At 63.2% G+C, this 7,293-nt stretch carries 7 protein-coding genes; all 7 read left to right on the top strand.

Annotated elements, in window-relative coordinates; all coding sequences use genetic code 11:
* Window positions 1-375, top strand: a 375-nt coding sequence (locus ACTJKM_RS02295; protein ID WP_440659894.1) for a flagellin, incomplete at its 5' end; no start/stop codon positions are given.
* A 359-nt stretch (window positions 376-734) separates the two neighbouring features.
* Entirely contained in the window at window positions 735-1,706 is a 972-nt protein-coding gene (locus ACTJKM_RS02290; RefSeq protein WP_058320502.1) for a flagellin N-terminal helical domain-containing protein, read from the top strand.
* A gap of 446 nt (window positions 1,707-2,152) precedes the next feature.
* On the top strand, window positions 2,153-2,806 hold the full coding sequence (locus ACTJKM_RS02285; protein WP_058325386.1) for a hypothetical protein: 654 nt from the start codon (window positions 2,153-2,155) through the stop codon (window positions 2,804-2,806).
* On the top strand, window positions 2,803-4,038 hold the full coding sequence (locus ACTJKM_RS02280; protein WP_058325387.1) for a MotB family protein: 1,236 nt from the start codon (window positions 2,803-2,805) through the stop codon (window positions 4,036-4,038). Before ACTJKM_RS02285 ends, ACTJKM_RS02280 begins: the two co-directional genes overlap by 4 nt.
* A 5-nt stretch (window positions 4,039-4,043) precedes the next feature.
* Entirely contained in the window at window positions 4,044-5,345 is a 1,302-nt protein-coding gene (motC, locus tag ACTJKM_RS02275) for a chemotaxis protein MotC (protein WP_058325600.1), read from the top strand.
* A complete protein-coding gene (fliK, locus tag ACTJKM_RS02270; RefSeq protein ID WP_440659893.1) occupies window positions 5,342-6,790 on the top strand; it encodes a flagellar hook-length control protein FliK in 1,449 nt (482 codons plus the stop codon). Before motC ends, fliK begins: the two co-directional genes overlap by 4 nt.
* Window positions 6,741-7,292, top strand: a complete 552-nt coding sequence (locus tag ACTJKM_RS02265) for a transglycosylase SLT domain-containing protein (RefSeq protein WP_057251064.1) — start codon at window positions 6,741-6,743, stop codon at window positions 7,290-7,292. Before fliK ends, ACTJKM_RS02265 begins: the two co-directional genes overlap by 50 nt.
* Window position 7,293: the final 1 nt, after the last annotated feature.

Genomic DNA, 7,293 nt, shown 5'->3' with positions numbered 1-7,293 from the left:
TCCAGCTACATGGAATACAAGCTGGCGACCAACGGTGCGACGGTTACGACCGGCTACAGCGTGCTGTCGCTCGACATCACCAACATGACGATGGGCGCTCTGGCAGAAGCCATCTCGGGCGTTGACGCAACGCTTCTGCAGATGACCGACGCTGCTGCCGATCTCGGTGCGCTCAACAGCCGCGTTGAACTGCAGCAGAACTTCGTCCGCGACCTCTCGGACTCGATCGAGAAGGGCGTTGGCCGCCTCGTCGATGCTGACATGAACGAAGAGTCGACCCGCCTGAAGGCTCTGCAGACACAGCAGCAGCTCGGTATCCAGGCGCTCACGATCGCCAACACCAACTCGCAGAACATCCTGTCGCTGTTCCGCTAAGCGAACGACAGGCAAGACGGGCGACTTTTCGCCCCTCTTGCGCACACAGCAGAAAGGTCGCACGCCCAACGGGGTCGTGCGGCCTTTTTCGTTTTGCGCTTCAAACTTTCCCAGGCGTGTCAGGCAGGGTGCGCGATCCGCCTTTAACCTTTCATCCATATTCCCTTATTTTTGTTCACCTTTGTTACCGACTTACTAACGGCGTTAACCATTTGTTAACCACGCAATCGTTACATATTGGTTAAGAGCGAAGGGTCGCCTCCAGGGCAAAACAGGGGCGATTCGCATGATGCCAGTCCCATCGCTGCCGGTTCTGCACTCCGGAATGTCTTCAGAAATTCATTCCGGGCAGGTGACCAATGACCAGCATCATGACCAATACCGCCGCCATGGCGGCGCTTCAGACCTTGCGTTCCATCAATACCGACATGGCCGAGGTCCAGGATCGGATTTCCTCCGGCTACCGCGTGCAGACCGCTGCGGATAATGCCGCCTACTGGTCGATCGCGACCACCATGCGCTCCGACAATGCGGCGCTGTCGACCGTCGAAGACGCACTTGGCCTCGGTGCAGCCAAGATCGACACGGCCTATGCGGCGATGAATTCGTCGATCGACGTCGTCAGCGAGATCAAGCGCAAGCTGGTTGCCGCGCGCGAGCCGGGCGTCGACAAGCTGAAGATCGACAAGGAAATCACTGAACTCAAGAACCAGCTCCTGGCTGCCGCGCAGTCCGCATCCTTCTCCAGCGAAAACTGGCTCTATAACGCGAATGCGGCTTCCGTCGGCACCAAGTCGATCGTTGCCTCGTTCAACCGCGATGCCAACGGCAACGTGTCGGTCACCACGCTCGACTTCGACACGGCGCAATCCATGCTGATCGATACGGCCAACGCGAGCCGTGGCCTCCTGACCAGAAGCTACGACGCCTCGCTGCTCACGTCGCCGGTCGGCACCTCGGCCAAGCTTTTCCACCTGATCGGCGCACCGGTGACCACCCCGAATGCGACCTCGTCGGAAGTCAAGCTGACGGCAGCGACCACCGACGCCCAGATGGACGACATGATCCGCGTCGTCGACCACATCCTCGGCCAGTTGACCGATGCCGGCTCCACGCTCGGCGCCATCACCAAGCGCATCGACATGCAGGAAAGTTTCATCGCCAACCTGATGGATACGATCGACAAGGGTGTCGGTCGCCTGGTCGATGCCGACATGAACGAGGAATCGACGCGCCTCAAGGCACTGCAGACGCAACAGCAGCTCGGCATCCAGGCGCTCTCGATCGCCAATACGAACTCCGAGAACATCCTGCGCCTGTTCCAACAGTAAGGCGCATCGGCGGAGAGTGGCCGGCTGCGCCCGGCGGATCCGCCAAAACGCTTCCGCTTTCCCGGAATGGGGGCGGCAAAGTTTGAGTTCTGCCACGTCGTCGGTCACGGCACCCGGTGGAAACGGTTGGACCGCGCTAATTGCCCTGGCGCGGTCCAACACATTCATTTTCGCACAAGTTTGACCGAATAGCCTTCTCTCGCAGTCCTGTCGCATGACTGCCGGCCAAAATGAATCTTGGCCGCCGCCTGCATCGGATCGCTCCGGGAACGACTAGCCCGAACATCGCCGATGTACGTCAAGAATGTTGGGTTCTTCGCATCCGCGGCTGGACCCGTGGGAGACATGTCAGCAGTGCCAGGAGCCATGGAAATCCGCGCCAGAGGGTGCCGTCTCGTGATCAGACGGGGATTGCCGCATCGCTGCGCCGCCGCGAGTGACCGGTCATGAGTGCGATGCTCTCCCGCTACCTCAAGGATTTCAGCGCGCCGAAAGTCGAGCTGTCGCTGATGCCCCAAAAATATTTCCCCGATCTGGACAGCGACTATGCCGATGGCGACCGCCTCGGCGCGAGGCCAGCCATGCCAGAGATTGACATCGACGCGGAGCGCCGACGCGCCTTCGCAGAAGGCCGCGCCGAGGCGACGGCCGAGCTCGTCTTCGAACACGAGCGCCAGATTGCCGACCTGCAGGCGGCCCATGCGGCCGAGCTCGCGGCCTTGACCCAACGCCTCGAAGCAGAGACCGCCAACCGCCTGGCAGAGCGTTTTGCCGACATGGCCGACAGTCTGGTGGCCGCGCTCGGAGACCAGACCGCTCGGGTTCTTGCGCCGGTCATGGAGGATGCCCTCCTGCAGCGCGCCGTCGCCGATATGGCGCAGATGATTAAGCAGGGCCTGGTGGCCGGCGAAGGTTGCACCCTCGTCGTCAAGGGCCCAACCCAACTCTTCGAGGCGCTGAAGCGCCAGCTCGGGGAGGACATGCCTTTGTTCCGCCACGTCGAAACCGACGACATCGATCTCGCTGTCGAAATGGACGGTGCGATCCTGGTGACACGCATGGCCGCCTGGGCCGATACCGTCCGGAAAGTTCTCGCATGAGCGACGAAAACCATCACAACGGCAAACATGAGATCATTATCGTCAAGCGCCACAACGGTGGCCATGACGGGCATCACGGCGGCTCGTGGAAGATCGCCTATGCCGACTTCATGACGGCAATGATGGCCTTCTTCCTCGTCATGTGGCTGATCAACGCTGCCAACGAGGAAACGAAGGCGGCGATCGCCTCCTATTTCAATCCGGTGCAATTGACCGACCAGAAGCCTGCCGAACGCGGCTTGAAGGATCCGGCGAAGGATGCGCAGGGCGAGGAGACGCAGCAGCGCTCCAAGGTCGATGGCGAGCAGGAAAAGTCCGGTGGGTCGGCCAAGACCGGCGACCAGTTGACGGCGACCTCGGGCGAAGAAACGAAGTATTCCGACGCAGACTTCTTCGAGAACCCCTATTCGGTGCTCTCCGAAATCGCCCGCGAAGTCGGCCAGCAGGCCAACATCAGCGTGAAGGGTGAGGGCGGAGCGGCTCAGTCCGGTCCGGCAACCGGCGCCGACGGCGGCGAAGCCTATCGCGATCCGTTCGATCCGGATTTCTGGACCAAACAGGTCGAACTGACCGAAGCGGGCAATACGACCAAGAGCGACGTGGCGCTCGCCGCGGCATCTGCGATGCAGGCAGGTGGCGCGCCCGCGGTCGACAAGACCGAGGATGAAAAACAGGCGGAGCAGGCGAAGGCAGGAGACGGCACGGACAAAACGGCCGAGAGCGACGCCGGCGACAAGCCGAAGACCGACACGGCCGAGGCGACCGCGGAGAAACAGGCCGAAGAACTCCAGGCCGAGCTCAAGAAGGAGCTTGCCGGTGAGGCTGGCCAGCTGGCGGAAGGCCTCGTCGTAACGCCGGCCGAGGGCGGTCTCATGGTTACGATCAGCGAGCGCACGGACGCGCAGATGTTCGCCATCGGTTCGGCCGTGCCGCAGAAGGAACTGGTACTGGCGATGGAAAAGATCGGCCATCTGCTCGCCGAGCGGCAGGGTGCTGTCGCGATCCGCGGCCACACCGACGGTCGCCCGTTCAAGGACGGCACCTATGACAACTGGCGGCTCTCCGCCGCACGCGCCCAGAGTGCCTATTACATGCTCGTTCGCGGTGGTCTGAAGGAAGACCGCGTCAGCCAGATCACTGGCTTCGCCGACCGGCGGTTGCAGATCCCGGCTGATCCCTATGCGCCGGGCAACCGGCGCATCGAGATCCTGCTGCAATCGGCTCCGGGTTAAACATGATGCTGAGACGCCTGCGATCGATCCTGATGACCTGCTGCGTGCTGGCGACCCCGTTTGCAATCGGGAGCGCCAGGGCGAACGATATCGAGGAACTCGCACCCTTCAAGATGATCCGGTCGCTGCAATATGTGCAGGACTCCGTGGTGCTCGGCGATCACTCCGCGATCGAGATGCAGCGTTTCATGCTCGGGGCGATCGACAAGCGGTTGCGCGCCGCCGATGCCTCGGTGTTTAGCGACCCGCGCAACGTCGATGCGGCGCTTGTCTATGCGATGAGCGGCGGCAATCCCGAGACGCTGAAGTACCTTTCGGATCATGACGTGGCCGGCAATTTCGATTCCCGCGTGACCGAAGCGCTACGGCAGTATCTGAACGGCAAGGGTGGTCTGATCGTCGAGAACCTGTCCAAGGCTGCCCCGGAATATCGAAACGCCCGCATCGGTCCGTATCTCTATCTCATTCTTGGCAATGCGACGTCGCAGCAGGATCCGGTTGCGGCGATGAAGTACTACGACTGGGCGCGTTTGACGGCTCCCGGCACGATCATCGAGGAGGCGGCCTTGCGTCGCTCCGTGTTCCTTGCGGTGCAGGCCAACGCGCCGGACAAGGGCTTTCACTACGCGCTGACCTATGCGCGCCGCTACCTGACGTCTCCCTATGCCAGCCAGTTCGCCGACGTCTTCGTCGAGCTTGCCGTCGCGCATTTCGACGGAGAAGCCCAGGGGCGGATCTCCGAGATTCTCGACTTCATGGACGCGCCGCGCCAGCGCGAGGTCTATCTGCGTGTCGCCCGGCGCGCAGCGATTGCCGGCAAGCAGGCATTGGCGAAACAGGCTTCTGAGCGGGCAGAAGCGCTTGGTGCCGACGGCGCGATGCAGCCGAAAGTGCTCGCCGGTTTCTATGCGGGCCTGGCGTCCGTTCCCTCCAGCGACGTGTTCGCCGCGACAGCGAGCATAGCAGCGATACCGGATGCGGAGCTTTCGCCACGCGACCGCGCGCTGCGTGATGCCGCAAGAGCCGTCGCAGATGCGGTCGTCAGGCCGCCGAATGATGAAAGCCTCACGCAAGCGTTTGCGTCTAAACCCGATAGACCGGTCGAAGCCGACATCTCGGAAGCGGGTGAGGAGACAGGCAGTGGCCTAAGCCCCTTCGGCAATACGCCGATCCCGGTGGCCGCAGCCGAAGGCACGGCGGAAATCGACGCTGGCGCGGCCGGCGATCCCGAACACGACGGGTTCGTGGCGAAGGGGAGGTCGAAGATCGAAGAGATCGATGCTCTCCTGAAGGGAGAAGGGAAATGAGGGCTCTTGATGATAGCCTGCGTGGTCTGCCCCCGGCCCCTGCCGGCAAGGGAAATGGGCGCGCCGGCGGCAAGGAGCAGGCGGATGGCGCCTTGGGCGGTGCCTTCGAGGACGCCGTGGCAAATGCTGGACGGCAGAAGGCGAATGATCAGGCGGGAACCGGCAAAGGCCTCGGCGACACCGCTGCCGGCGACGACACGGAGGCTGGAGCCTTGATCGACAAGGACAACATTGCCAAGAGCGCCGGCAGGCACGGCGCGGCGGCGCGCAGCATTGCCATCGGCCGCGACGAACAGGCACTTGGCGAACACGCGCCCCACGACCGTTTCCCAGCAACGGAACGCGACCTTGGCGCGCGTCGCACGGCGAACAAGGCCGATACGGCCAAGGCGAACGCGGATCCGGCCGGTTTGAGCAACGCGACCGTCCCGGACGAACTCGCAGAGCGCATTGCCGACCTTGCGGAGCGGCTGGCAAAGGCGCAGGCAAACGGCGAAACGACGGCGGCAGGCGACGCCGATGCCGCCAATGGCGAGGGCGGCGAAGCGACGTCGGCATCGAAGATGGATATGGATGACCTGTTGACGCTGCTCGGCGGCGGCCAGGCAGTCGGGCAGGCTCTCGGCGAAACGACCAAGGCCGGCCGTCAGCCGGCGACTGGCACGGGCGAGGCTGCAGGCATGCATGTCGCTGGGACCGGCGAGCACGGCGCCAAGGCCGAAGCTACGGCAGGCGAGGCCGATACGGATCGGCTCTTCCGCTTCGCACGGGCCGAGGGCAAGGGACAGGCCGTAACCATGAGCCTTTCCAAGGACGGAGAGGCTGCTTTCGACGGCACCCGTTCGCAGGCTGCCAAGGTCGAGAACGTCACGGTACTTGAGGCTCGGCGCTACCTGGGCATCTCGGTGAATCCGAACACGAGCGCCGTGGCGGACGCGATCGCAGGCGAAGTCGGCGCCAGCCCGTTGCAGCCGAGCGCGGCACTCAGCCAGCCAGGCGCCTGGACCCAGGCCGGCAAGACGCTGAACACGCTGAAGATCCAGCTCCATCCGATCGAGCTCGGTCTCGTCACCGCCACGCTGAGGCTCAAGGACGACGAATTGCAGGTCGAGCTGAAGGTGGAGACCGGCGAAGCGTTCCGGCAGCTGCGCGACGACCAGAGCGAGATGGTGAAGGCCCTGCGTGCGCAGGGCTTCGCGGTCGACCAGGTCAACATCGTGTTCAATTCGGGCGGCGACACGTCCACGGGCGGAGGCTCGCAGGCTCAGGCACAAGCCCAGGCCGGGCAGCAGGGACGCGAGCGGGCTGACGGCAACGCCCAGGGACGTCAGCAGCGACAGGACGACGGCCAGGCTTCGATGGCGGAAAGGTGGGTTGGCAATGGCGGGACGGACGATGCGGCTGCCGGCACTGAGCGCTCTCGCACTGGTCACGTCTACATGTAGTGCCTTGGCCAGCGCCGGCGTCTGCGAACGCGAGATCATGAACGCCGCGGCGAAATACGACATCCCTGCCGGGATACTCTATTCCGTCGGGCTGACCGAAACTGGCCGCAAGGGCTCGCTGCAGCCCTATGCGATGAACATCGAAGGCAAGGCCTATTTTGGCACCAGTGAACAGGACGTTCTCACGCAGTTCGGCAATGCCCGTGCGCAGGGCGCCAAGCTCATCGATCTTGGCTGCATGCAGATCAACTATTACTTCCATGGCGAGCATTTCAGCTCGCCGCAGGAGATGCTTGACCCGCGCAAGAATGTCGAATATGCCGCGCGCTTCCTGGCCAATCTGCACGCCAAGCATGAGACTTGGACCATGGCTGTTGCCCGCTATCACGCGGGCCCGAACAACGACCCGGCGCAGAAGAAATATGTCTGTCGGGTGATCGCGAATCTCGTCGCGACGGGCTACGGCAAGTGGACGCCGAACGCCACGCAGTTCTGTCAATGAA

This window comes from Ensifer sp. 22460, from assembly GCF_052044935.1.
Lineage (GTDB): Bacteria > Pseudomonadota > Alphaproteobacteria > Rhizobiales > Rhizobiaceae > Ensifer.
Note: the sequence above shows the minus strand (reverse complement) of the source record. Positions and strands in the feature narration are given on the sequence as shown.

What these genes read in the sequence shown, in the direction of transcription:
- ACTJKM_RS02285 (WP_058325386.1), top strand. Translation starts at nt 2,153, where the DNA reads ATGAGTGCGATGCTCTCCCGCTACCTCAAGGATTTCAGCGCGCCGAAA.
- ACTJKM_RS02280 (WP_058325387.1), top strand. Translation starts at nt 2,803, where the DNA reads ATGAGCGACGAAAACCATCACAACGGCAAACATGAGATCATTATCGTC.
- fliK (WP_440659893.1), top strand. Translation starts at nt 5,342, where the DNA reads ATGAGGGCTCTTGATGATAGCCTGCGTGGTCTGCCCCCGGCCCCTGCC.
- ACTJKM_RS02265 (WP_057251064.1), top strand. Translation starts at nt 6,741, where the DNA reads ATGCGGCTGCCGGCACTGAGCGCTCTCGCACTGGTCACGTCTACATGT.
- ACTJKM_RS02290 (WP_058320502.1), top strand. Translation starts at nt 735, where the DNA reads ATGACCAGCATCATGACCAATACCGCCGCCATGGCGGCGCTTCAGACC.
- motC (WP_058325600.1), top strand. Translation starts at nt 4,044, where the DNA reads ATGCTGAGACGCCTGCGATCGATCCTGATGACCTGCTGCGTGCTGGCG.